The organism is Pirellulaceae bacterium (genome assembly GCA_029243025.1).
In the GTDB taxonomy this organism is placed as follows: Bacteria; Planctomycetota; Planctomycetia; order Pirellulales; family Pirellulaceae.
The window spans coordinates 212,833-238,333 of sequence record JAQWSU010000056.1 but is presented as its reverse complement, the minus strand read 5'-3'; the positions used below and the strand labels follow the sequence as shown (position 1 = coordinate 238,333).

Here is a 25,501-nt window from a genome sequence, read left to right as displayed (position 1 = left end):
TCCGGCAACTGTCGGGCGTTGGTCGTTTGCCGATCGGCTGTGAGTATTACGTTTGACACTTGAGCAACGTTGCTTTTGTGATCCGTTTCCGTCCACAGCAGGGCGGCAGCGATTTGGGGCGAGGCCAGTAAGGGAGTCGCGTCACTGGCATAATTTCCGTTTTGGAAAGCGAACACGAGGTCCCCAGAATCGAAATCGCCATCTGCATTCCAGTCGCCCTCGGCATAGCTGGAGTTGCCGGGAACATTATCCTCATATTCTCCAGCTCGAAAAACGGTGACGAGGTCTCCGGAATTGAAGATGCCGTCTGCGTTTGAATCCCCAATCACGCGCGTGACTTCTGCCGTACCCGGCGAGCCACCGTTGGCGGCGCTGGGACGCCAGCTTGCGGCTTGTCCCCAACTGGTTAAGTTGGGATTGGCAGCGTCGATGATTTCGAGGCTCGGCCCCGCGCCATCCGTCGTTTCGTGCCAGCTCTCTTCGTAGCGGAAAGATTGCACGACTTCATCATTCGCCTTGACGGTGATCGTTTCACTCCGGTTACTCAAGCCGCCAGACCAACTGCCCGCGACAGGGACTTGGTCTCCATAGCGGAAGCGAAACGCTTCGAGGTTTTCAACGACGACCAGACGTGCGGCTGGTGCCAATTGCTGGAGTTTCCCGTCTGCAAATGCGAAGTCAATCCCTTCCGACTCGGCGTCAACGATTGTCTTTTTGAATTCGATGTTGGATAAATCAATGGTCTGATCAGAAATATTGACCAATTCAATGAATTCAAAGTCGTCTGTATCGTTGTGTCCGGCGGCTTTTTCGGCGTCGGTGGGATTCGCCGGATGGTAGTGCAATTCGGATATTCGTAGGTTAGTCGCATCCGCGGGAATCGCATCGACGATGAAGTCGGCTTCGTCGATTGCTGACCAATCTCCATTGTCCAAGACACGGACTTTGACTTTTGTGTTAGCTAAGAGATTAAATGGCTGCTCGTACCGAATCGCCGTCGGACTGATCTCGCCGCCAGTCAGTCGAGGATCCGATCCGTCGGTTGTGTAGTAGATGTTGCCTTTGCCCACTGACAGTTCAATGGGGAATTGTCGATCGATTGCACCACCGCGTTGATTGAACAAGGCAGTGGCCAGCTTCGGAAAGAGATCAAGATCCTGATAGATATCGATCATGTTTGCTGATCGACGGGGGAACCAGCTTTCCATGATGCGGTCGTATTCGCGTTGCCAGTCGCTGTCTCGCGTACGTGGTGTTGAACGATGTTGGTCACCCCAACGAGCTGATTCGGCGATCAATGCTGGATAAACTTGATCCGCCCACTCAGCGTACATCGAGGCAGGGACGTTGCGCTCGGGGTGTTCGGGGTCCCAGTCTGGATTTTCCGGGTCAACGTAGAATACACCTCCATTGAAAAAGTGTTTCTGTACCTGGTCGCCAAACATCACGCGAAACTCGTCACTGGATCGAAGCGATTGGAAAGGAACGGCGACTCCCGACTTCGCGGTGACATTGTTGCCTCGAACATTGCTTCGCAGTAGCAATGACCATTCTGCATCCCACATGAAGAATTTGAAGCCCGTACTCTCTGGGCTGTTTTCACGACCCACATAGAAATTCTTGAAAGGCCAGTCGCTGTTGTGCCCGTAATAGTTGATCAACAGATAGTCGATCATGTTTTCGATGTCCAGCCAATCCTCCAGATCGGGATTCTCGGTGCCGTCTTGATTGAGGCCCTGAATCTTCATCAGTAGATCAGTTTTCTCGGCTTGCGTATCTGCTTTTTCAACATCCCGGGCCATGCGTTGCATGGTTGACCATGCGTCTCGGGTGCGATTTCTTCGAAATCGATCACCGTCATCGTTGATCGCCGTTCCAGAATTGATGCCGTCCCAGTTGTATTTGTCGGAGCCAAAATAGGCTTCGCCCATTGATTGGTCCGGACGTTCAACGATGTTGTACAGTCCCCAGTAGAAGCCGTTGATGTAGAGGTGAATGGATCGTCCATGGGATGCAACTTGTCCCATGGCCAATTGTGTGTTGCGCAGATACTGATCGCGCGCATACTGGGGTTGGCCGCCGGCTCCGTCCCATTGCCAGCCGTCATTGGACTCCATTCGTAATGTAAGTGTGTCGAACGAAGCGTTGGCATCTGCACCAAATAAGGGGTAGTCGAGTTTGCTGGGGCCGTAGTCCGACTTGAAGAGCAAGCGAAACGATTTCTTGCGGGTGAGTCCGAACCCGCGAAATGCTCCACCTTGAATGCGAATGCCCGCGTCGATTTGGAAACCGGTTGTATCGTCCTGGTGGAGTAATTCGACGGATGTTGGTCGCTCCCAAGCGGAGCCTGCTGAATTGGGGTTACTGTAGATGCCTTTGCTGCCGAACATGTCATCCACATTCATCACAATCGACATTGAGGGGATCGCCTCGAGCGATTCAACGATGGCGGCCTGTGCGTCGGATAGCGACATATTGCTGTCGCCTGCAATACGCGGTAATTGTGAGTCACTGTCGATGCCGTAGTCGGCCGTCTGATTGCGCCATCGATCGGGGAATCCGGCAGCGATGGTGGATTGGCGAGTCTGTCCCAAAACATCCGTCACGAAGAAATAGGAATGCGTGTCGATATTGGTCGGCACCATGCCGTCTTTGAAGGCGGCTGCACGTAAAGTGGTGGTCTTTGAAATCGTAAGTGGACTTGAGTAGTCGCTTCCATTGGTTAAGGTCGGAATGGTTCCATCGAGGGTGTATCGAATCACCGCTCCTTCGGTCGCCGTGCTGATGGCGACGTCGAACGGTTCCTGGAAAAAACCACGGTCGATACTGAAGCTTGTGTCTTTCACTAAGGTGGCTAAGCCAGCCTTATTGGCCGCGCCAGGGGTTGGCTCCAGAAAATAAGCGAATGTGGTTGGATCAACGTCGGGAACACCAAAGCTAATATGAGTGCGTTGATCAGGATAGCTTTCACCCGTTGAGTGGATGACTCGATTCGCGTTGTCGCTTAAAGCCAGGTAGCTACCACCATCAGTCGACAACTGAAAATTCGTATGCAAGATGCCTTTTTGATCGAGGTTAGCATCCGCAATGTTTTCGCCTGAGGCAAAGACGAGCAGGTAGCCATCCGCCGGCAATATCGTATTAGCTGGAAATGTCCATTTGTCAGTTACATCACGATCATCGGTTAAGTGCATTCCGCCGATGTCGAGTGGGGTGCTGAGGAAGTTTCGCAGCTCAATCCAGTCCGGCGAAAGGGTCTCGCCTTCAAATTCCTGATCAGTAGCCGTGCGTAAAACGGTTGAGATCGTCGTCGCGTTCGACGTCATTATTTCACTGATAATGATGGGCTGTGGGGTGATTCGCAAGGAAACGATTGTCTCCTCGCTCTGGTCTGTCCCATCATCAGCTCGATACTTGAATTGATCAGACCCGTTGAAATCAAGATTGGGCGTGTAACGGAATGAGCCGTCGGCTCTCAATGACAAATCACCGTTTTGTGGTCCTTCCACCAAAACGGCGGATATTTGTGGGTTGTCGATGTCTGTATCGTTGGCGAGTAATCCGGCAGCAGCGGAAACATCAAGCAGATCGCCAGGCAAGGCAAAGTAGCCATCGGGATTCGCGATGGGCGGGTCATTCGTGCCTTGTATGTTGAGTTGAACAAGGACTTCTGCCGATTCGTCAATGCCGTCAGTTAATCGGTAGGTGAATTCATCTTTGCCGAAGAAATTCGGATTGGCCTGGTAGTCAAAGCTGCCGTCGCTGTTGAAGGTGAGTACGCCGTTGCGAGGCTCCCTACCTAAGCTGGGAGTGAGCGAATTCCCGTCAGCGTCATGGTCGTTCGCCAGGACGCCGCCGTCGGCAGGGACTGAGAATGGTACGTCTTCTGTCACGTCGTACGAATCAGCGATCGCGGACGGAGGCGTGTTGACCACGATGGTAACGGTCGCCTCGTTCGACAGCCCGATACCGTCATTCGCGCGATAACCAAACGTGATGTTTCCGGCGACCCCCTGGGGATCAAATCGGAAGGACCCATCGCTTTCTAGCTGCAATTCTCCGCTCGTGACGTCACGAGAAAGCTCTGACTTGAGTGTCAAGCCTTCGCTGCTTTCGTCATTCGAAAGGATACTCATGAAAAACGGAGTCACGACCGGCTCCGTGGGTGTGGTTTTATAGGAATCGTTTTGAGCAATCGGTGCATCGTGAACCGAGGTAATCTCGATCGTCACCGTTGCGGGAGGATCCGACGGCCGGAAATCAACGGCTCGGTAGGTAAACTCGTCCGTGCCGAAATAATTTCGTTCGGGGACATAGAAAAAAGATCCATTTTCCAACAAGCTGACCGTGCCGTGACTCGGCTCCGTGTCAATGATGGCCACCAACGGATCCTGATCGGCGTCAATGTCGTTTGCCAGGACTCCCGTTGCTGCCGCCACGATCAAAGGGCGATCTTCATCGGTTTGATAGTGATCACTGATCGAGACGGGCGGTCGGTTGTTGTAAAAGGAAGAGAGTTCATTGTAGACGACAGTCGCTTCGTCCGTTGTCAATTGACCGTTGTACATGCGGACTTCGGCGATGTCGCCGCTGAAGAAATTTGTTCGATGCAGTAGACTGCCGAGCGCAACATCAAGGCTAGCACGCACTTTCGGGTCGGCATCTTGAATTACATCAGCTGCCAAATTGTCGACCTGGAGGCTTAATTCGGAGCCTTGCCGAGTGGCGGTGACGATATGCAGTTGGCCGTCGTTGATGCCGCTGAGGCTCGAGTAGACGGTACGCGGTGGTACCCCAGTAAAACCGCCGCTGATGCCGAAGGCGACTTGGCCGGCTGCATTGATGCTCAAACCCCAGTCGTCGCCAAAGCCCAGGGAATTGCTGTCGACGAGTCCTGTATTTTTGAACCACTCGCTGTTTTCTCCAACCAACTCCTGCGAATTCGTCGAAAAAGCGATCACGACCGAAAAATCGTCGGCGGCCCCCAGCGGGTTGTTGAAACTCGAAATGATTAAGTTGTCACCCCCTTCGACAGCGTCAAATCGCATGACCGAGCGGCCACCCAGCTGGTTGGTGGTTAATTTGACAGAACCCAGTGAGCGACCGGCTGGCGCTTGGTTGATTTCGTCCGGCCACGCCTGGACCTCCGCACCATTCGGAATCTCAAGATTCTCAGCGACCCACTGTCCAACCAAGTCCCCGGCGAGTAACTGGCGAGTTTCCAATGTTTCCGTTCGGCAGGAGTAGGTCGAGATACGTGCGGCCTTTTTAGTTGAATGGACGCCTTTGGGAATGCCGGCGCGTAAAATCCGACTCATGAATCACCCATCTGAACTGTCGCCTGAACAAAGATTGTTGCGGACTCCGAAATCAAGTTCGGATAAAGCAGGGAAACGCAGAAAAGCCGTTAGTTTCTAGAAGAGATCGTACTCGGGGCCTGCATCAAACGCCAGCGATTTCTTTGTTTCGTCTCTGAAACATTCGAGACCGTATCGATTTGCTGCCGTGGGAATCGGGAAATTCGCTTACCAACCGCCCCCTTACCAACGGACTGAGAATGGCACGCGGCGGCTCGTCTGGCGAAGCCGATGACGGAGGCGCCTCGACGCGTGATTGAAGTACATAAAAAAGGAGCTGCGCGCCTCCTGGTGTAGCCGCTGATGGGTCCAGCGCTCGGGAGGATCCCAGCTCCGTTTTTTTTCTGGGGGGTGAATTGGGGTGTCGGTTCGGGGCACTGGCGTTCTTCCTGTTGTCAGTCAAGTGAGTTTTCAGGCAAATTATTTCAGTCGGTAGTTTAGCTGGGTTCTTTTTGAAGTCAACTTTTTCTGTGCTTCTTACGCCAACTGTTTAAATATCCTTACTCGCTGTCGCGATCTATCGGCGATCCCGATTCGTATCGGAGGTTCGAGTTTGTTTATGGCGAGTGACATTGCCAGCCCAAGCACGGTTAGGAACAATGAACGCTTCGAAACTCTGAGGAAGAATTTGTGAGCATACAAAGACACGCGACTCGGGCTGTAAAGATTGGTTCGGCAACCATCGGTGCCGGCAATCAGATTGCCATTCAGAGCATGACCGCCACCCACACACAGGATGTAGACGCGACGGTTGCCCAGGTCCGAGCACTCCATGAGGCGGGTGCCGATGTGGTACGAATTGCTGTCGACAGTCGGCGGGATGCCGAAGCTTTAGCGGAGATTCGCAAGCAGACGGAGGCGAATTTATCGGTCGATTTGCAGGAAAACTATCGTTTAGCCGAGCACGTAGCTCCCCATGTGGACAAGATTCGCTACAACCCGGGCCATTTGTATCACCACGAGAAAGAGCGTCCCTGGCAAGACAAAGTCCGATATCTCGCGAATGTTGCCGCGGGAAACGATTGTGCGATGCGCGTGGGGGTGAATTGTGGCAGCGTCGACCCGGCCAAACTGGAACGTTACGAAGAAGGTGATTCGATTTCCCCCATGCTCGAAAGTGCCTGGGAGCACTGTGAGTTGCTCGATCAAATTGGTTACACCCGATATTGCGTGTCGCTCAAAGATTCTGATCCCCAGAAAGTCATCGAAGTCAATCGCTTGTTCGCAGAAAAGCGAGCTGATGTCCCACTGCATTTAGGAGTGACGGAAGCAGGTTTGCCACCGGATGGGGTGATTAAGACACGGATTGCTTTTGAACAGTTGATCAGCCGCGGGATCGGAGACACGGTTCGTGTTTCACTCACGGTCCCCAACGATCGCAAGGTCGAGGAGATTGAAGCAGGCCGACAGATTCTCAGTGATATTGCGGCGGGTCGAGTTCGGTCGGTGGTGAACTTCGGAGTGGACACGCTCAACATCATTGCCTGTCCAAGTTGTTCCCGGGTTGAAAACGAAGCCTTCATTGAATTGGCGGCCAAGGTCAAGCAGATGAGCCAGTATGCTCAGGATCATGCCATCACCATCGCCGTGATGGGCTGCCGGGTGAATGGACCGGGTGAGACCGATGATGCCGATCTGGGGCTGTGGTGTGGTCCGAGCTACGTCAATCTCAAACGCGGACCAGAATCTATCGGAGCTTATCCGTACGATGAGATTCTTGATCGGCTCAAATTGGAGTTGGATCAGTTGATTGAAAGCCGATCCGAATGAACGCATGCAAATCCGTTTCGTTGAGGCTCGCTTGGGGCTGATTAATTCAACGACTCGCCTACCATTTCGTTATGGTAAAGCCTGTTTGACGAAGTGTCCCCAAGCGACGCTGGAAGCAACCATCGAATGTCAACGGCAGACGGAAGTTGGATACAGCGGTGATTGTCTGCCGCCAAGTTGGTTCGATAAGTCGCCCACGAAAGACTACGAGCAGCAAATCAACGATATGCTGTCGTTGATTCGGGAAGCCACGCAAATATTTGCTGATGAATTCGATCAACCCGAATCGTTTTTCAACGGTTGGTTACGAGTCGATCAGCGGGTTCATCAACAAGCGGCTCAAGGCGGTTTGCCGGGCCTGCTAGCCAGTTTTGCCGTGAGTCTTGTTGAACGGGCCATCATCGATGCGATGGCTCGCTTGGCCGGTTTGAGTTTTGCTGATCTGATTCGCCAGAATGATCTTAAGATTGATGCCCGCTTGGTGCATCCGGAATTGGCCGGTTGTCAGCCCCGGGACTGGTTGCCTCCCAAGCCGCTTTCGCGAATGTATGTGCGACACACCATTGGCTTGGCGGATCCACTCACGGATGTTCAGCTTGCGGCAGAAGACCGGATCAATGATGGATATCCGCAAACATTCGAACAGTACGTTCAACAGTTGGGGGTTCGCTACTTCAAGGTGAAAGTGAGGAATGATTTAGAAACTGACTTGGTCCGGTTGGAAACGATTGCGACAATTGCGGAGCGTCACTTGGGCCACGATTACAGCCTCACGCTGGACGGAAATGAACAATACACCGATCCGGCGGATTTTGACCAGCTCATCGAAGAAATTCAGTCGCGCTCCCAGCTGCAAACGTTGTGGCGCAACACGCTGTTGATTGAGCAACCCCTTCCCCGTGAGATCGCGTTGGATCGAGAACATACTGCTGGAATTCGCCGTTTGAGCGAGCACAAAGCGGTCATAATTGATGAATCCGATCAGCAACGAAATGCCTACCGAGATGCTCTTGAACTTGGCTATCGGGGCGTCAGCAGTAAGAACTGCAAGGGGCCCGTTCGCAGTCTGTTAAACCTTGGTTTGACTTGGGTTCGCAATCGAGAGTTGGGAAACAATCGTTTTTTGATGACGGCGGAAGATCTTTGCACCGTGGGGATCATTCCGGTGCAAAGCGATTTGTGTCTGGTGGCGACTTTAGGGCTGGCACATGTCGAGCGAAATGGGCACCACTACCATCCTGGACTCTCCTATTTGCCCTTTGACCAGCAGCAACAGGCTTTGGCCCGGCATCCCGATTTTTACGAAGGAGCGGGCGATCTGGTTCGCCCCCGCATTGTGCATGGCCAACTGCAAATCGCTTCTCTGCAATGTGTAGGATTTGGCTTCGATGTGCGGCCTGATTTCAATGCCTTGCAAGCGAGTGATCGCTGGAGCTACGATTCCCTCGGTCTCTAATTCCATTGAAAGCTTGACTGGGGCCCGATTGACTGGGGCCCGATTGACTGGGCAGGACTCATTTGCCGAAAAGAATGCCATGGTCAAGCTGTTCGAAGCCGAGTTTTTGCAGGGCGTCGTGACTCGCCGAATCGCTTGACTTGGTCTGCGTCTGAACGATCGTGATGTTGGATTTTGCCAAATGCTGTAAGCATTCGGAAATCAAGAAACTTTCGAATCCTTTGCCGCGGTGTTCATCTTCAATCAACAAACCGGTCATCCCCATTGCTGAACTTGGGAAACGTGTGGAGAGTGGTCCCATGTCCCAAAAGGTGACTGTTCCGACCGGTGTCCCGCCACGCTTGGCTTCCAGTTGGAAAAAAATCCGATCTGACGGACCAAAAATGCAGGCGTCCCACCAGGAGGAAGCATTGGTTTCAAAAATAAGCCTGACTTTTAATTGACGTCGCAATTGAATCATTGATCGATCAATGGGGGGGCGAAACTGAGTGATGGATCGCTGAAAGATCTGGTAGCGTTCGATCTCCTCGTAACCGGCTTGTCGAAAACACTGACTTCCTTGCGGATCCCCTGATAAGATGCCGGGCAACTCGCTGCCACCGTACAAGCCAAGATAGAACGGGCTGTTCGGATAAGCACCTCCCGCTCGTAACTCAATCGCGCCTTTTCCACGCAGATAACTCTCGCTGTGTTGGAGCAACTCGCTTTGGATACGCTCTCGTTCGGCATGTTCGGGCACAACAAGCATGCAAGTAGTACCGATATCCGTTGAGAGTTGATCGCGATGAGTGGTTGGACCGAATCCAGCATGTACGAAGCCAACCGGTTTCCCATCATCCAATGCCAAGATCAGACCGTTGCGATCAAAATACGGTTTCGAGAGAACAAAAGATTCCAACAGCATTACCGACATCGGGTGCATCACACCGATCACGTTGGCATGCTGTCGCCACAGTTGGCAAACAGCAGGTGGATCACAATTCAAGAAAGGGCGATAGCTAATCAAGGTGCCACTTACCTTTCAACCACCGTAAGTTGTGCTGAATTGTTGTGATTCTTCATGTTGCTACTGGGAATTAGGGTCGAAAGTAAAATCGCTATCCGTACAAACACCTGTTCCATGATTCAACTCTCATCCAAATCGGCGACGCGAACCAGCACCTGATCTTTTTCGATCTTCAGGTCGAATCGAGGTTGACAAATCGTGGGGGTGATCTGATGTTGCCCGGTCGAAACATCAAATTGCCAACCATGCCAGGGGCAGGTCACGATAGTGCCACAGAGTTCGCCTTGGCCCAAAGGACCACCCTGGTGCGGGCAGACCCCGTCGAGAGCGTGGAATTGGCCGTCGACGTTGAATAGGGCGATCATGCGACCGCTGGCGACGACTTCAATCCCATGTCCCGGTGGGCAATCGGAACACTGAGCCACACGAATATATTCACTCATGAAAAAGTTGTCTCGGGGGTATTCGGACTTTGAGGTTCTTTCGGAGGTTCGTGCACACTCATCATAGCGAAAGATCACTCTCAACGGATCATCGATTCGTGAATCTCTCAGGAAGCATCAATCTTCGGCCGCTGTTTTGGGGTGGTTTCGCGGTGAGGTGGAACCGGTCCTGGGGGATCTTGGCGGCGCTTTCCCCTGCGAGCTATTTTTTGTTTCCAGCGTCGGTGTAACCACCAGTACTGCGACGGATCTGTGCGAATTATCGTTTCAAGCTGGTCACTGTACCATTGCGTTAATTGCTTCACCCCCGCAATCTCATCGGTGAGAGGGTCAAACAAAGCAGAGACTCCGACCTCGAATTGCAAAGGTTGGCGGTTCCGTTTGCTGTAGGCCAACAACATGGGAGCCCGATTGACCAGTGAAAAGAGCGCCACCGCCTTGTGGCATGAGGCAGGGCGACCAAAGAAATTAACCCAGCAGCCTTTGGGACCTGCAGCTTGATCGCCTAACAGCACCAGCGTTTCTCCGGCATGGAGAACTCGATCGATCTGGATCGCAGTCCCCCGCTTATCCAGCATGAATTGCCCCGTTCCCTCACGGAAACGCGTAATGAAGTTCTGTAAGTAAGGATTGTCCAATGGTCTTGCGACCGTGAATGTTGGAAAACCCAGTAGGCCAGCGATGATTCCACCGACTTCGAAATTTCCGAAATGGCCAGAAACCACGACGGCAGGTCGTTGGTCGAGCAGGTATTTTACGAATCTTCGCATGTCAGCCCGCGACATGGAGACGTGACTACGCCAATTCGTGTCGTGGATCTTGCGGGGCATGTGGGCCAGTTCGCAAACCATCAGGATAATGTGCTGCCACATCCCGCGGGCGATCTGGTCCCTCATTTCTGCGGAATAATGCGGGAAAGCATAACGCAGGTTCTCATCTACCGTGCTGCGTCTGATCTTGAGGCAGTCATAACAGATCCAGGAGAGGAATTGAGCGATTTGGGCGCAGCAGTCAATCGGAAGCGCTTGAACAACACAAATCACGATTCGAAGCACTAGATAAACTAGCCAATCCTGAACGCGATTCTCACGTTTTCGTTTTTTCTTCTTTTTTTTTGCAGCGTCCATGTTGCCAAACGCGATTCGCCTCTCACTGTACCAGGGATAATTTCCGGGCGATCGCCAGGTGGATTTGCCACGGTGTTGCTGTTGCGTGACCTCAGCGGCCCTTTCCACGCAGCCAGCTTCCTGATCACGCCTGGCGAGATTTTGCCACGATCGCGGCCGCTGGAAAAGATGAAAACCGCTCCTTTCGTCGCTAGAGCCCTGCCAGCACCTTCCGTTCCTTGTCCCATCTTCGCCGTCAGCGAGCGATCCGATAGGATCGGGGCTCAGGCACGGTTTACTCAGGCTGGGATCGCCTGAGTCCATTGGTTGGCAGTATCGATCTCCCGAAGCTTGGTTTCCGACTTATTTGTCTTTGCTGCGTGCTTTGAGCGTCGGATCCGTCTTGAGTGGCAGCCCAATCGTTTTGCCCGTTTCTGCCGATTTATAGATGGCGAGGATGATCTCCACGGAACGACGCCCTTCTGGGCCGTCGATTTGCGGGCTTCCGCCCGACTTGATCGCCTTCAGCACATCCTTGAACTGAGCAGTATGTCCATGATGTCCAATCGCAGTTGGATCCGACGCCCCACCACCGGTTTTAGTTTTTCCAGCCATTCGCTGTTTGATCGCCTTGTCGGCCTTGGTGTTTTTTTCAAAGTCCCAGACTTTGATATCCTCTTCTTCCAGGATTGCTGTTCCCTTCGAGCCATGGATTTCGATCCGTTTAAGATAGCCAGGATACGCAGCCGTGGAGGCTTCGATGACGCCCAGAGCGCCATTCGCAAATCGGACTGTGGCCACGGCCACGTCTTCCACCGAAATCCGTTGGTGCGAGAGGGTCGACGTGTGGGCGGTGATCGAATCGATCGGCCCCATGAGCCACGTGAGCAGATCGACGCTATGGATCGCTTGATTCATTAACGCTCCGCCCCCGTCAAGCTTCCACGTGCCTCGCCACGCACCACTATCGTAGTATTCCTGCGTCCGAAACCATTTCACATAAGCATCGCCCATCGTGACTTGGCCAAACCGATTCTTGTCGATGGCTTTTTTGATCAGTTGGGAAGATTCGTGGAATCGCGATGGGAAGATTGCAGATAACACAACTCCATTCTTTTCGCATTCCTTGATAATTCGATCACACCGTTTCAAAGTGATTTCGAGTGGCTTTTCAACGATCACGTGTTTACCAGCTCTGGCCGCGGCAACGGCGGGCTCCATGTGTGCTCCGCTGGGAGTACAAATCGTGACGATATCCACCTCGTCGTCAGCCAGCATCTCTTCGAGTTTCGCATACTGGCGGCATTGGTTCTCTTTTGCAAACCGTGCTGCGGATGGCTCGTAGGCATCAAAGCAAGCTGTGATTTTCGTACCTCGAATATCGTTTATTGCCTTGGCATGAAAAGTTGAAATCATGCCGCATCCAATGATGCCGAAGCCAAAGGCCATATCAAAATTCCTTTTCTCGAATTGTCGGGGGGCTGAGGTGGGGGGTGATGATCTCACGCCAACGGTGGCAGATTATAGCCGGATTCACGACCTCCGCGACACCAGACTGGTTTCCCGTCGATTTCTGGGATGTTCACGGATTGGCTTGTTGCCCGATATAAAGGCCAAGTTGTGCAATCGCCAGCAAGTTGACCAGGAAATGAACGGTGATGCAGGGAAGGACGCGGTGAGTCCGCTGGTAAATATAGCCGAGTCCGCAGCCCAGAAAGATGAGAGCAATCGGGGCGGGACCTTGTCCCAGGTGGGCCAAACCAAACATCACGCCGGAAATCAGAATCGGAAAGCACCAGAGGGGTCCTTGGGGCTCTGCTGCATCATCTTCATCGTCGCAATTCGCTGCGGTTACGGGGTTCTTCGTGACGCGTTCTGCGGGGATCGGATCCGGAGTGACGGGAGTATCAAGGGGGATGGGTAAGTCGGATTCGGTGGAACAAGCTGCGGCTCCCAAGGAGTCCAACTCTCCAGCGTGGTTCAAAGGTAGACTGTCGCAGGAAGGGGCAGGGGGGGAGCGGAATTCCATCATGACACGCTCCAGCCAACCTTGCAGAATGACTCGAAATAGGAACTCCTCAGCCAGTGGTGCGACAACGATTCCCGCAAAGGTTATTACCGCTAAGAACTGAATGTCGGGTGTTTGCAGGATGACATCAATGAACGGATGTCGTTCGTCAGTTTGAATTAAAAACGTTGCGGTCAGCTGGATCGCCAGCATGGGAACGACCAGCATTATGAAGCCCGTCAGTCCTAGCAATAAGTCCTGCCCGATTTGACCACCGCTCAATCCCAGATCGGCAAGGTTCGCCCGAGCACGGATGCGGATGAAAGCGAGGGACAGCAGGAGTACCGCGACCGATGAAACTGACCCCCCAATCAGCAGCTGCATTTGCTGATTCGGAGGGAGATCTTCCAGCTCCATCTCTGCCAAGTTGAGGTCGAATGTAGAGGAGATTAATTGAGTTGAACCGGAAACGACTACCAGCCCAATAAAGAGAATCGCGATTAAATCGAGAAGATTCCAGGGGACGCGTCGTCGGGGAGACCAGGGAATGATCGGTTGCCCCTTTTGCATTCGAGCAAAGCACAAGACCCAGAGAAACAGGCTGAGAGGAATGCCAACCACCGCAAAACCGACTAGAAGCGACAGGAGCCATTCGATCATGAAATCACCTGCGAGTTTCCGACCGCGTTAGCCACGCAGCAGCCGAGCCGCTGTAATGATGTAGCCGATTCCAGAATAGACGGTTGAGATCACGGCAATCCAAGCGACGATACTTGTGGAGATCTTCAGCCACGTTGGTATTTCCGGTTGGGTTGCCAGTAACGCAAGGCTCATCACGACGGCCGCACACTGGAAAACCATTTTCAGTTTACCGGCCATCTTTGCCGAAAAATCGACTCCCTGCTCCTCCATGAAGCTTCGCAAGACGGTCACGAGCAGTTCTCGGCCGACAACGACCACGGCCATCCAAGCCGGAATCTGGGATTCAGGCTCGGCCGCTAGGAAAATGAACGAGCCACAAATCAGGATCTTGTCGGCGAACGGATCGAGGATTCGGCCGAGTTTTGTCACTAAGTTATGCTTCCTTGCAAGATAACCATCGACCCAATCGGTGCCCGCTGCGACCACGAAAGCGATCAAGGCGGGTATGTAAAGCTGGAGCGGAACGAAGATGAACAACAGAATCGAGATGACCAAACGCGCGATCGTGATCTGATTCGGTAATGTCATCGCGAACGGATCAGGACCCTGAGGTTTTGATTCCATGGCTATTTGATACGCTTTCTGATCGAAAGAATTTGATTGGCTGTTCGAATTACAGCGCTGCCGCGATCAGGTCGTATTCGCGGGCTGCCACGATTTCGCAGTCCACGATTTGACCTTCCGAAAGATTCTCACCCGTCACGTAAACAAGTCCATCTACATCCGGAGCATCGGCCTTGGAGCGGCCGACCCACGCGTTGGATTGCTCTGGCACGCTCGAATCGAGGATCACCTGCATTCGGCGACCCTCTTGTTGCAGATTCCAGTTGTGCGAAATCTCTTGCTGAACCTCCATTAGTCGCTGGCGTCGAGCCTGCATCACCTCTGCCGCAATGTGATGGGGTAATTGAGCGGCTGGCGTATCCGGTTCAAGCGAGTAATCGAAAACGCCCATCCGCTCGAAACGCTGCTGCTGAACAAACTCAACAAGCTCTTCGAACTGTTCATTCGTTTCGCCGGGGAAACCTGTGATGAAAGTTGTGCGAAGTACGAGATCTTGGATGTTGTCACGAAGTTTGGTTAGCAACTCTTCTGTCTGTGCTCGAGTTACTTTTCGTGACATTCGGCGGAGCATCGTGTCGTTGATGTGCTGCAGCGGCATATCGAGGTAGGGGACAATCCGCTGGCTGTTAGCCAGTGTTTCAATCAGCTCATCATCGATGTACATCGGATAGAAGTACATTAAGCGAATCCAATCAAGACCTTCGACTGCGTCAAGTTGCTTGAGCAGTTCGGCCAACTGGGGACGACCATAAAGGTCAAGGCCGTAGTAGGTCGTGTCCTGGGCGACGACAATCAATTCGCGGACGCCATCATCGACAAGCTGGCGGGCTTCATGGATCACCTGCTCGATCGGTTTGGTCACATGCTTGCCCCGCATCTTCGGAATGGCACAAAAGGTGCAGAGTCGGTCACATCCTTCCGAGATTTTGAGATAGGCGAAGTGTCTGGGCGTGATGCGCAGTCGGTCAGTGTCTGGGAGGGCCCGAATTGCGGCGGGACGAAATACAGTTCGTTGTTCCTCGAGATCCCCTAACAGGCGATCAGCCACCCGGGTGATTTCCTCTCGCCCAAACACACCCACCAAATGATCAATTTCCGGGCAACTGTTCAATAGGTCATCTTTCTGTCTCTCGGCGAGACAGCCAGAAACGATCACTCCTCGTGTGCGACCTTCCCGTTTGAGCTGCAGCATTTCGTGAATGGCCGAAAACGACTCTTCACGCGCCGCTTCGATAAAGCCACAAGTGTTCACCACCACAAAATCGGCTCCATCCGGTTCTTGCACCAGTTGGTATCCATCCAGTTGTAGGAGCCCCAGCATTCGTTCGCTGTCAACTAGGTTTTTCGGGCAACCTAAGCTGATGAACGCATAGGTTCCCTTGGCGGAGTTTGCGTTGATCGATGATTGTGCGGTGGTCAAAGGCAATATTCCCAAGAATGTGACTGCAGGGGCAGAATGGTAGCTCAACAGAAGCTACCATCTTAGCAAACGGCAGGGACTCTCACGAGGGGCGGTGACAGTCAGCCATCTGATGGGGGGAGTTGCCAGACTGCCACCGGTTGGGCATCTAGCTTAAGCAGGCAGCCAAATCGTCAATGTCGTAGGGTTTGCCGAGCACTTGATGGCCGCCAACCGCTCGAATCTGGCTGATTTCGTCATGCCGGGGGAATTCCAGTAAGGTCACGATGCGGGCGGCCGGATAGCCGTTCGCCAATTTTTGAATCTGCTCGAGGCGCTGCTGGTGATTTCGGTCTGCGTCGTAAAGAACGACTCCTATTTTCTCGTGCGTACCAAACGTATCGGGGCGCACAACCGACGTTCGAAATCCTGCTTGTTGGCAGGCAAGGGCTAAGGCCTTGCCCGATTCGTGATCTCGACTGCAGATGAGAATCCCCTCGTCGATGGGGCAAGGTGTACGAGACTGGTTGCCGCGTGCCAGCCAATATTCATCATTGCTAAAGGTCGATGGAAAGCTGGGGATCTGTTCTTGCCAGTTTTCATGTATCGCGCGTGCGACCACTTGGTGGACATACATGCGTTCGACGGCAGGCCATGCTTGGCCGCTGCGCGTTTCACCCTCGCACCAACTCCCCACGATCGTGCAGATTCTCGCGAGGGGGACTGACTTCCGCAGTTGCTGAATGGCTTCGAGGCTGAATTGGAATCGCAATGACATCGCGATCAGGATCAGGTCAAACTGACTCAAATCAGGCGGTATCGATCGCATATCATCGACGGTGGTCAGTTGAAGATTCTGCTGCAGCCAATCCGACATGGCCCGAAATTCAGGCTCGTTGGTGCAGCCAATTAATAGCACGCGTTGCGACATGGAACTCACGCTCGTTATGCTTTCGAAACGACCCTTGGCAGATCCGCTAATTGTTTAGGTCGGCCTCTCCCTGGCTGATTCGCTCATGGATTTCGGTTTGGTCGACCGCATTACGGAGGTTGGTAACAAGATCTTCGTTTGCAATCAGGCGACTCAATCTTGCTAGAGTGCGTAGGTGTCCGCGGTCATCGGTTGAGCAGATGAGAAAAAATAAATCTGTTAAGCGACGGCTACCGCCAAATGGAATTCCTTGGTGGGAAACACCGATTGCCAGCACCGGTTCCGAAAGGATATTCGAAAGCGGACGACGCGGATGCAAGAGCGCGATGCCGGACTCCATCGCGGTTGTTTGCAGTTGCTCGCGCGTTCGCACTGCCTCTTCCATCTTGTCGGGATCCCAAAGCATGCCTGATTGTGCGGCCAGGTTGGCCATCTCAGAGATCACCGAGCCTTTGGTCTTGGCTTTCAACGGGACAGCGATCGTGTCGACGCTGAGCATCTCACGAAGTAAAACTTCCGAGGTGGCGATGTTGTCGGCGCGAGCAAGGGCGCCTTCGACTTGTACCAATTCGCCGTCTTCGAGCAGTCCCATCCGCTCTTCCATCCAATGATGGATTTCGGCGGAAGAAAACCGCCATCGCCCCGCGACTTTCCGACCGGGGACTCGACCACGTGTTACTAAACGGTCGACCTGCTGCGGAGAAATGTGCAGGAAGCGAGCCAAGCTTTCGATATCAAAGTCATTTTCGGCCATTACAGTAATCCATAACCGGTCAAGGTCTCTCGCAGTTTTGCTTGTCCTTGCTCGTCCAGAGAGGTCATCGGCAGTCGTAACGCACCCGTGTCCCGCCCGAGCATCTGCATGGCGGACTTGATCGGAATTGGATTGGTTGAAAGCGAAAGAAGGTCTCGGCAGAGGGTGAACAATCGTGCATGCAGTTGTTGGGCCTTGACGAAGTCGCCTGCCAGGTAGGTTTGCAGCAGTTCGATCATGTCTCGGGGAACAATGTTGCCAACCACGGAGATCACTCCTTCACCTCCCACCGACATTAACGGTAATGTCATGCTATCGTCGCCGCTCAAAACCGTCAGGTTCGTGGTCGCGAGAATTTGCGACGCTTGGTCCATCGAGCCCGTTGCTTCTTTGACCATGGTGATGTTTTCAATCTCGGCCATACGGGCGATCGTATCGGGTTCAATATTCTTGCCAGTCCGACCGGGAATATTGTAAACGCAGATGGGAATGTCCACTGCTTCGGCGGTGGCCTTGTAGTGTTGATAAAACCCTTCTTGAGTGGGCTTGTTGTAGTAGGGAGCAACCATGAGAGCGGCATCCGCCCCCTCACTCGCCGCCCATTTGGTGAATCGTAGTGCCTCTGCCGTGCTGTTGGAGCCGGTACCAGGCATGACCTTGATTCGCCCGGCTGCCGCTTGCACAACTTCCGAGATGACCTGTTCGTGCTCTCGGGGAGTCAGTGTGGGGGATTCACCTGTCGTGCCGATCGGGCAGAGGCAAGTCGTTCCCGCTGCGATCTGGAACTCGACTTGTTGCCGTAAGGTTTGGACGTCGACCTTGTTGTTTTCGTCAAATGGGGTTACCAATGCGACCGATAAACCGGCGAAATCAGAGCCTTTCCGTGTCATAACGCTGCCTGCATTCCTGGATAGATGTCATTGGAATCCTGCGGCCATGATAAGACACTTGACTAGACCGGGAAAGGGCCGGCGAGACGGAGTCGTCGAAACTCTCGGTTCGGCTTCCTGGAACTCAGCCCGGTGGGCTCGGTCCGCCAGGTGGGTGTCCCGAAGGGGCACGCGCTGAGCGGAGCAGACGGGAGCCGTTGCTAGACGATTAGATCTTTCATCTCCCGAACTGCCTGTTGCATCCCCACCATCAGTGCTCTTGCCACGATGCTATGGCCAATATTTAACTCGCACATGTCGTCAATCCCTGCCACGGGTTGCACGTTGCGGTAGGTCAAGCCATGACCGGCGTGGAGCGTCATTCCCAGTTCACGAATCAACCTGCCTGATTCGACGAGCCGATTCAGTTCGCCCGCATGGTCATCGGGTTTTGCCAGCGAATAGGGCCCCGTGTGGAGTTCTACCCCATCAACCCCCAGTTCCTTTGCTGCTTTGAGCTGATTGGGTTCGGGGTCGAGGAATAGGCTGATGAGAATTTCCGAAGATTTCAGTTTTTCGATGGCATGGATCACCGACTCAGGCTGTCCGACAACATTGAGGCCACCCTCTGTCGTTACCTCTTCCCGTCGTTCGGGGACGAGGGTTACTTGGTCTGGGGTCGCTTCACAGGCGATACGTACGATTTCTGCGTCGCAGGCCATTTCTAGATTCAATTTGACCGTGACGGTCTCTCTCAGGATCCGCAAGTCACGGTCTTGGATATGCCGACGATCTTCACGGAGGTGGATGGTAATGCTGTCGGCGCCACCAAGTTCGGCTAGGGTTGCCGCCCAGACGGGGTCCGGCTCATAGGTTTTTCTCGCTTGCCGAACGGTCGCCACGTGGTCAATGTTTACACCGAGTTCTGCCATCAAATGTCTCATTCAATAAAGGGTTGGTAACTCTCAGATTTTAAGCCTTCTGTCCGAGCTGTCCTAGTCTGGCATGGTCTGGCATGGTCTGGCACGGTCTGGCACGGTCTGGCATGGTCTGGCATGGTCTGGCATGGTGCGACAATTAATACTCGTCGGCTGGACTTGCGTTTATGCGTTTGACACGAAAAGAGCTGTTCGGGTTCACTTGGAATGAATCTCTACGACCTGTGATTTTCAGGTTGCATGCAGGACTTGGATTTCGACACCACGATTGTTAAAGCTGGAGCTTGTGAGGTCTATTTCGGTCCCCGCATCGAATTTCTGTCGAAACCAATTCATGAATGCCAGGGCGTCATCCTGGCTGGGTTGAAATACGAACAAAGTCGGTCCCCAGGAGCTTTGGCCAACGCCGGCGAAGCCCTGCTTGCGAATTGCTGCGACCCAGGATTCGAGTTGTCGATTTGCAAACGGGCCGCCTTGCTGTTCTGCAAAGCATTGACCAGCCTGGAAACCATATCGGTAGACGCTCTCGCTGAATTGGTCAAAGTCGCCGCATCTCGCAGCGGGCAGCATCGATGTGGTGACTTCATTGATGAGAGATTGAGTGGTCGAGGCGGGGACCGCGGGAAGATGTTTGAAAGCTTTTGTTTCGACTGGTCCCGAAATTCCCGTCGCAAGATTGGAGCGAATTTGTACGACCCGCCAGCTCTCCGGCAATTCGATCCGATCCGCCAAAGTCGCAAACGTCTCCTCGGGTTGTTTACCCAATTCAAACAGCAATCCACCTCGCGAGAATCCATAACTTCCGATACACGATCGTTGGCCGCGACCTACCGACTGGGCCAATTTCGGTACTTCAGGAACAGCTTCACCGCGCAACGTGTGCAAAACAGTTGCGACGGATAAGGCCAGTTGGGTGCCCACCCCCAAACCGACGTGTTGAGCCGGTGCGTGCAAGAGCTGCAGTCGACAATGGGGCAATTCCAGCTCGTAATATTGTTTCCACCGCTGCGCGAATTCCGCGATTCGTTCCGACAAAGGTCCCTCGGCCATGAAATTCGTGTGGGGTTCAGCCGCCAGCGAAATCGATCGATTGTCGACCATGACGCCAACGCCGCCATACTGTCTGACGTTGGGATTACCAAACGACAGCAAGCCAAAATGGAGTCGAGCAGGGGCGGAAATCGTGATGCGTCCGCAGTTCATCGTATCGCTAGCGCTAATCGTGGCTCCCTCACAGCGTCGAAATTCGAAATTCACGGTTTGAGCGTTGTCTTATTGTGGACGTAATCCCTTAGAAACTCAAATGCCCATTTTTCTTGATCACCAGCGGTCTTTTCGATCAACGTCTGGAGTCGTTTCATTTCGAACTCAATCTGATCCTGAGGTATCAGGTTAACACGCGTGGCGAGGATGGCGGCCTCGAGCACGGCGTGTTTGGCGCGATTGAAGCCGAAAAAGTCCCGCTGTCGACCATGGCCGACAATCTCACAGCGGATAGTGGTGCGCGGTTGAGTATCATCCAAATCAAGAACGCGAAATTCATACCAACGACAAGCGTCGGTCAGGATTTTGCCACTTATATTTGGGGCTTTGATGAATGTGGGGGGCGGTGTGATGGGGCCGATCGCACATTGGGCCAGCATCGCCACATTGTCGGTTACGTGGAACACTCCCTCGCCGTGGCGTTTCAAGTTTTGGTAGGTTTGGGAGGTCTGGTAGGGTCGTAGCTTTAATTCTTGGATTTGACGATCAACGATTGGCCCCATGGGGGAAACGTTGGCCTGCCCATCATCGTTGAGCGTTGTGACAATGCCTTCCAGAATCAAATGCCTGCTCCCTAAAAAGTGATCGGGTGATTCGTCCAGCTGATTGGAGCTGGTGTCATGCGTCGTTGTTCGGTTTCCATGTTCGGCAAAGGATTGGGCACTCGCATGCCAGCCCGATGAAAAAATCTCGCCAGTAACTCATAACCCGATTCGGTCAGAATGGATTCAGGATGGAATTGCCAGCCGACGATTGGGTGAGTCACATGTTCCACGGCCATGAGCGTCCCGTCGCGCGCGTGGGCAGTAGCTCGAAGTTTGTCGGGTAACGTGGATTCGTCCACGACCAGGGAGTGATATCGAGCTACGGTGAGCGGATTGGGAAGTCCATCAAACAAGTCGGATGATTGGCAATGAATTTGACTGGCCCGTCCGTGCATCGGAGCCGTTGACCGGATAATCGACGCACCAAACGCGGCGGCAATCGTTTGATGGCCTAGGCAGACGCCCAGCAGGGGAATTGTTTTCCAGAATCGATCGACGATCTCAAGACTCATGCCGGCCTCAGCAGGTGTGCAAGGACCGGGTGAGAGAACAATGGCTTCGATTTCATTGTTCTGAATCCAATCGACTGTAATCTTGTCGTTCCTGACGACAAGGGTGTCGGATCCCATTCGCCGCAGATAGCGAGCGAGGTTATGGACGAAACTATCGTAATTGTCGATCAACAAAATCATAATTTGCGATTCACAGAATGGCTCGCAACAGCCCTTCTGCCTTGTGCCAGGTTTCGGCGTACTCCTGAGTGGGTTCCGATTGAGAAACAATTCCGCCGCCGACCGGGAGTTGCCACCAACCACCTCCGGCCGTGATCGTGCGAATCAGTATACTCAGATCCATCTGGCCATCGCAGGTCAAGTATCCGAGGGAGCCGCAATAGGCGCCTCGTGCGTGCGGCTCCAATTCAGAAATGATCTGCATAGCGCGGAGTTTGGGAGCACCCGTGATCGAGCCCCCGGGAAACGCGGCGCGGAGCAGATCGAACGGGCTGCAATCGGGAAGCAGTTGGCCGGTTACCGACGAGACCAAGTGTTGGACGTATTGATACGTTTCGACGCTACAAAGCTGGTTGACGATCACGGATTCGTCATCGCAGACTCGCGACAAGTCATTTCGCATCAGATCCACGATCATCACATTTTCGGCAAGATCCTTCTCACTCTGTTTTAGCTCGTCGCCGGTGAACAGGTCGGCTTCGGCGCCGGTGACTCGTTGTCGCGTGCCCTTGATGGGACGCGTCTCGATGCTGCCATCGTTGACTTTTAGGAATCGCTCCGGCGATGCGCTGACAATTTGAAAGTCTCCCATGTCGAAATAGCCAGCAAAAGGAGCCGGATTCTCAGCTCGTAACCGCTGGTAAAGCGAAACCGAATCGACTGATTGCGGGTGGATGAGACGCTGTGCCAAGTTGACTTGGAATACATCGCCAGCATGAATGTATTCGATGGCTTTTTCGACTGTTTGTTTAAAACCGTTCGCAGAAAAATTGCTCAGCAGATTGGTCGGAGTTTGAGACGTTTTGCCAGGGACATGTACCAAGTGGTGTTGGTTCTGTTGGTCAATGGAAATGGTTTCGCGGCGGTGGCTAGCAAGGGAGGGCAGGCCGTCGATTGGTTGATCGAGTACCGACCTGAATTGCTCCAATCGGTCACTTGCCCGTTGGCGACGAGCCGTTACGTCTCGCTCGGGCCAGCCCTGAGAAACGATCCAGCATCGCTGTTGTTGATGATCGAAGGCGATGACGACGTCGTACAGGCCAACGGCCAGGGCGGGTAAGTGGAACTCATCCGTTCGGGGCGACGCGATGGTTTCCCACGAGCGACCAAGCTCGTAAGCAAATAGACCGGCGGCGCCACCTTGAAACGGAGGGAGTTCGGGATCGCGGTGCGAGCTTAATTGATTGAGCGCTGCTTCCAAGCGATGCAGTGGATGTTTCGAATCTGAGGGGACTCGAATTGTGGCGAATGGATCGGCAGTGACGTAAGAGTAACGACCAAGTTCTGGATGTGTCTGCGCGCTGTCAAGGAAGATGCACCCGGGCAGTCGGGCGAGTCTTTCGAAAACCTCCGCCGCCAAAGGTGGCGGAGAAATCTCATTGATCATCGGGCGGTCCGTTTTCGTTTTATGCTCAGGCGGTGCGGGCATTCATGGCGTTCCGTTCGACGAAGGGTTACGAATCGTCGAGCTTGCGATTGCGATGAGACTTTTCGGGGAGGGTCAAAAACCCCCAGTCCAGCGCTTCATCCTGACGGTATTGCTTGCCCAGCGTCAAGGCGGTGATCGCTTTTGCCACCTCATATCCCAGATAGAAGGCGTGTGAGGAATCGACGTTTTTCGGGGAAGTTTCCATCAGCCGGCTGAAAAGACGGTAGGGGTCGGTGTCCTTCAAATGCAGGTTCGAATTCATTAAATGAACTTCACCGTCTTCTGCAAACAGGCGGAAGTTCGGATCCTTCAGCTGTTGCCCCATCATTTCAAGCTCTTGAGACCCCATCGGATAGAGTCTTGGGTCCCGTAGCATGACCAGTCCCGGTTCGAGATGTTTGGGGAGTACTTGATGGCGGACCGCGTGGTGAACCAGGCGTCGTCCCAAGTCGATTTCGCGGACGGTCGACCGAGCCCAGTTGATGACCTGGGTGGTCAAAACGCTGGCGATCCCGAGTTCTTCACAGAATCCCAGTAGCAGCACGTTCATGCCGGCAGAATCCCCATCGGTCAATTCGGTCAGATTTCCGATTCCCATCATCATCGACGAATCCGGATAGCGTCGACGAACCTCGGTGTATCGCGCGAGGCTCGCCGCAAATCCATAGCCGATTGGTTCTAGGATTGGATCTAATCGGTAGGAGACGTTCTTTTTTTCGAGCAGTTCCACCGTATCGGCCAGGCCGGTGAGCGTTTGAATGTCATCTGGAATCACGACCACTTCACAGCCCCAGTCTGCCGCGGCAACTCGGTTTGTAGCGTTGACCGACAATACCAACTCGGCACCCGCCTTGCTGGCTGCTTTAATCTCATCAATCTGGAAACTATCAATCGAGACACGAAGTCCCTCATCTCGCAACGCCTTGACGGCATCGGAAACTCCCGACCAACAGTGGCCCGGTTCGCAGCCAACGTCAATCAGATCGGCGCCGTCTGCCGCCAACTGCTTGGCAATGTCGACGATTTGGCCGATTGACATTTGGGGCGCGTGATTGATCTCTGCCAGGATCTCGATCGAATGCTGTCCGTAGTCCGCACGCCGCTGACTTTCTTGTCCAAATATTGCTGGCAATTCGTGTAGGTCTCGCGGGCCGACTTCAATCGGTAACGATGTGATTTCTGTGAGCGGCGAAAGGTTCCCGTGGCAATATCCCGGCAAAATGATGCGGCTGGTGGCGGCGGGGATTTGAATGTGGCGGGCAATCCACTTGGGCGTCATGAGGGCGGCGACGGTAATCGGCAGAACGTCGATCGTGAAATCAAAGTCCGCTTGCACTGATAGTTCACTGACAATGCGACGCAAGGAGGGTTCCGCCAGCCGACCAGTCACAAAATGGAGCGTTTCCCGATCAGTCATCACAATCAGACTCGTTGCCGGAACCGACCAATCCACCGTTGACGGCAATGATTTGTCCGGTCATGAAGGCGGCCGCGGGCGAAGCCAGGAAGCAGGCTGTATTTGCCACATCTTGCGGTGTGCCCCAGCGTTGCAGAAGGGACTCCTTTTGTGCGCGTTCATTCCAGTAGGTCGAGGCTTGATCCCCCCAGGCGGTCCTGATCCAACCGGGTGCGAGGCAATTGACCCTCACTTGAGGCGCTAAGGAACGAGCCAGACTGCGGGTAAACGACATGATCGCACCCTTGGTCGCTGCAAACATTTCGCCGCTGTCGCCAGCCATGCCGAATTCGGCCTGGTCCCAGCCGACATTCAAGATTACGCCGCTGCCGCGCGCTTTCATGCGTTTGCCGACCAAGCGGGCCACTCGGATCGTTCCCATCACGTCGACTTCCCACAGTCGTTGCAATTTTTCAGCAAATGAAAAATCGCTGGCGGCACCTGTAAGCACGTCAGCGCCGGCGTTATTGATCCAAATATCGACACCATCTTTCCATTGCCAGCAGGTGTCGACTAATTCCAGCACGGATTGCGGCTGAGAAATATCTGCCAGCAACAATCGACTTTCGACGCCCAGTTCATGAGCTTGTTTGACAACCGCCTCGCCTGCCGCTTCGCTTTCACGAGCGTGGATAACCACATTTGCTTGGTTGGCTGCCAGTTGTAACGCAATCGCTCGGCCGATTCCGCTGGATGAACCGGTTACAACGGCGACTTTGCCTGTTAAATGACTTGGGTTATTACTTGGCACCGATTTGATCTTGTCGTAAACCA

20 protein-coding genes are annotated in these 25,501 nt (G+C 53.6%); 2 read left to right on the top strand and 18 right to left on the bottom strand.

Annotated features, from left to right (window positions below; genetic code table 11):
• Window positions 1-5,318: Ig-like domain-containing protein (locus P8N76_28300; protein ID MDG2385604.1), on the bottom strand; the 5,318-nt coding region annotated here is incomplete at its 3' end.
• Window positions 5,319-5,987: 669 nt separating this feature from the next.
• Between P8N76_28300 and ispG the strand changes: the two genes are divergently transcribed.
• The gene (gene ispG / locus P8N76_28295) at window positions 5,988-7,127 is read left to right on the top strand and encodes a (E)-4-hydroxy-3-methylbut-2-enyl-diphosphate synthase (protein ID MDG2385603.1); all 1,140 of its coding nucleotides are present in this window, start codon (window positions 5,988-5,990) and stop codon (window positions 7,125-7,127) included.
• Window positions 7,128-7,131: 4 nt separating this feature from the next.
• Complete coding sequence (locus P8N76_28290) at window positions 7,132-8,583, top strand: hypothetical protein (GenBank protein ID MDG2385602.1); 1,452 nt, start codon at window positions 7,132-7,134, stop codon at window positions 8,581-8,583.
• A 58-nt stretch (window positions 8,584-8,641) separates the two neighbouring features.
• Here P8N76_28290 and P8N76_28285 read toward each other — a convergent pair whose 3' ends face one another.
• The 17 genes from P8N76_28285 to P8N76_28205 all read right to left on the bottom strand — a co-directional run bounded on the left by P8N76_28285 (window position 8,642) and on the right by P8N76_28205 (window position 25,478).
• Window positions 8,642-9,589 carry a GNAT family N-acetyltransferase gene (locus tag P8N76_28285; protein MDG2385601.1) on the bottom strand — a complete coding sequence of 316 codons (948 nt, stop codon included), beginning with the start codon at window positions 9,587-9,589 and terminating at the stop codon, window positions 8,642-8,644.
• Between the two features lie 119 nt (window positions 9,590-9,708).
• Window positions 9,709-10,032, bottom strand: coding sequence for a Rieske 2Fe-2S domain-containing protein (locus P8N76_28280; GenBank protein MDG2385600.1), 324 nt, complete (start codon window positions 10,030-10,032; stop codon window positions 9,709-9,711).
• A 107-nt stretch (window positions 10,033-10,139) separates the two neighbouring features.
• Window positions 10,140-11,267: a lipid A biosynthesis acyltransferase gene (locus P8N76_28275; GenBank protein MDG2385599.1), complete on the bottom strand. Its 1,128-nt coding sequence runs from the start codon at window positions 11,265-11,267 to the stop codon at window positions 10,140-10,142.
• Window positions 11,268-11,501: 234 nt separating this feature from the next.
• Entirely contained in the window at window positions 11,502-12,587 is a 1,086-nt protein-coding gene (locus P8N76_28270) for a Gfo/Idh/MocA family oxidoreductase (protein ID MDG2385598.1), read from the bottom strand.
• Window positions 12,588-12,720: 133 nt separating this feature from the next.
• Window positions 12,721-13,806, bottom strand: a complete 1,086-nt coding sequence (locus tag P8N76_28265) for a CPBP family glutamic-type intramembrane protease (protein MDG2385597.1) — start codon at window positions 13,804-13,806, stop codon at window positions 12,721-12,723.
• 27 nt (window positions 13,807-13,833) lie between these two features.
• Window positions 13,834-14,412, bottom strand: coding sequence for a CDP-diacylglycerol--glycerol-3-phosphate 3-phosphatidyltransferase (gene pgsA, locus P8N76_28260; protein ID MDG2385596.1), 579 nt, complete (start codon window positions 14,410-14,412; stop codon window positions 13,834-13,836).
• A gap of 49 nt (window positions 14,413-14,461) precedes the next feature.
• On the bottom strand, window positions 14,462-15,832 hold the full coding sequence (gene rimO, locus P8N76_28255; GenBank protein MDG2385595.1) for a 30S ribosomal protein S12 methylthiotransferase RimO: 1,371 nt from the start codon (window positions 15,830-15,832) through the stop codon (window positions 14,462-14,464).
• 148 nt (window positions 15,833-15,980) lie between these two features.
• On the bottom strand, window positions 15,981-16,742 hold the full coding sequence (locus P8N76_28250) for a hypothetical protein (protein ID MDG2385594.1): 762 nt from the start codon (window positions 16,740-16,742) through the stop codon (window positions 15,981-15,983).
• A gap of 46 nt (window positions 16,743-16,788) precedes the next feature.
• Window positions 16,789-17,496, bottom strand: a complete 708-nt coding sequence (locus P8N76_28245; protein ID MDG2385593.1) for a PTS sugar transporter subunit IIA — start codon at window positions 17,494-17,496, stop codon at window positions 16,789-16,791.
• Complete coding sequence (dapA, locus tag P8N76_28240) at window positions 17,496-18,386, bottom strand: 4-hydroxy-tetrahydrodipicolinate synthase (protein MDG2385592.1); 891 nt, start codon at window positions 18,384-18,386, stop codon at window positions 17,496-17,498. Before dapA ends, P8N76_28245 begins: the two co-directional genes overlap by 1 nt.
• A 200-nt stretch (window positions 18,387-18,586) precedes the next feature.
• On the bottom strand, window positions 18,587-19,297 hold the full coding sequence (locus tag P8N76_28235) for a pyridoxine 5'-phosphate synthase (GenBank protein ID MDG2385591.1): 711 nt from the start codon (window positions 19,295-19,297) through the stop codon (window positions 18,587-18,589).
• A gap of 237 nt (window positions 19,298-19,534) precedes the next feature.
• Window positions 19,535-20,560, bottom strand: coding sequence for a hypothetical protein (locus P8N76_28230; protein ID MDG2385590.1), 1,026 nt, complete (start codon window positions 20,558-20,560; stop codon window positions 19,535-19,537).
• Complete coding sequence (locus P8N76_28225) at window positions 20,557-21,129, bottom strand: DUF447 family protein (protein ID MDG2385589.1); 573 nt, start codon at window positions 21,127-21,129, stop codon at window positions 20,557-20,559. The genes P8N76_28230 and P8N76_28225 overlap by 4 nt, the downstream gene beginning before the upstream one ends.
• An 11-nt stretch (window positions 21,130-21,140) precedes the next feature.
• On the bottom strand, window positions 21,141-21,803 hold the full coding sequence (locus P8N76_28220) for an aminodeoxychorismate/anthranilate synthase component II (GenBank protein ID MDG2385588.1): 663 nt from the start codon (window positions 21,801-21,803) through the stop codon (window positions 21,141-21,143).
• Window positions 21,804-21,813: 10 nt separating this feature from the next.
• Window positions 21,814-23,271: an aminodeoxychorismate synthase component I gene (gene pabB / locus P8N76_28215; protein MDG2385587.1), complete on the bottom strand. Its 1,458-nt coding sequence runs from the start codon at window positions 23,269-23,271 to the stop codon at window positions 21,814-21,816.
• A 25-nt stretch (window positions 23,272-23,296) separates the two neighbouring features.
• Window positions 23,297-24,688: a DUF6513 domain-containing protein gene (locus P8N76_28210; protein ID MDG2385586.1), complete on the bottom strand. Its 1,392-nt coding sequence runs from the start codon at window positions 24,686-24,688 to the stop codon at window positions 23,297-23,299.
• Complete coding sequence (locus tag P8N76_28205; GenBank protein MDG2385585.1) at window positions 24,681-25,478, bottom strand: SDR family NAD(P)-dependent oxidoreductase; 798 nt, start codon at window positions 25,476-25,478, stop codon at window positions 24,681-24,683. The genes P8N76_28210 and P8N76_28205 overlap by 8 nt, the downstream gene beginning before the upstream one ends.
• Window positions 25,479-25,501: the final 23 nt, after the last annotated feature.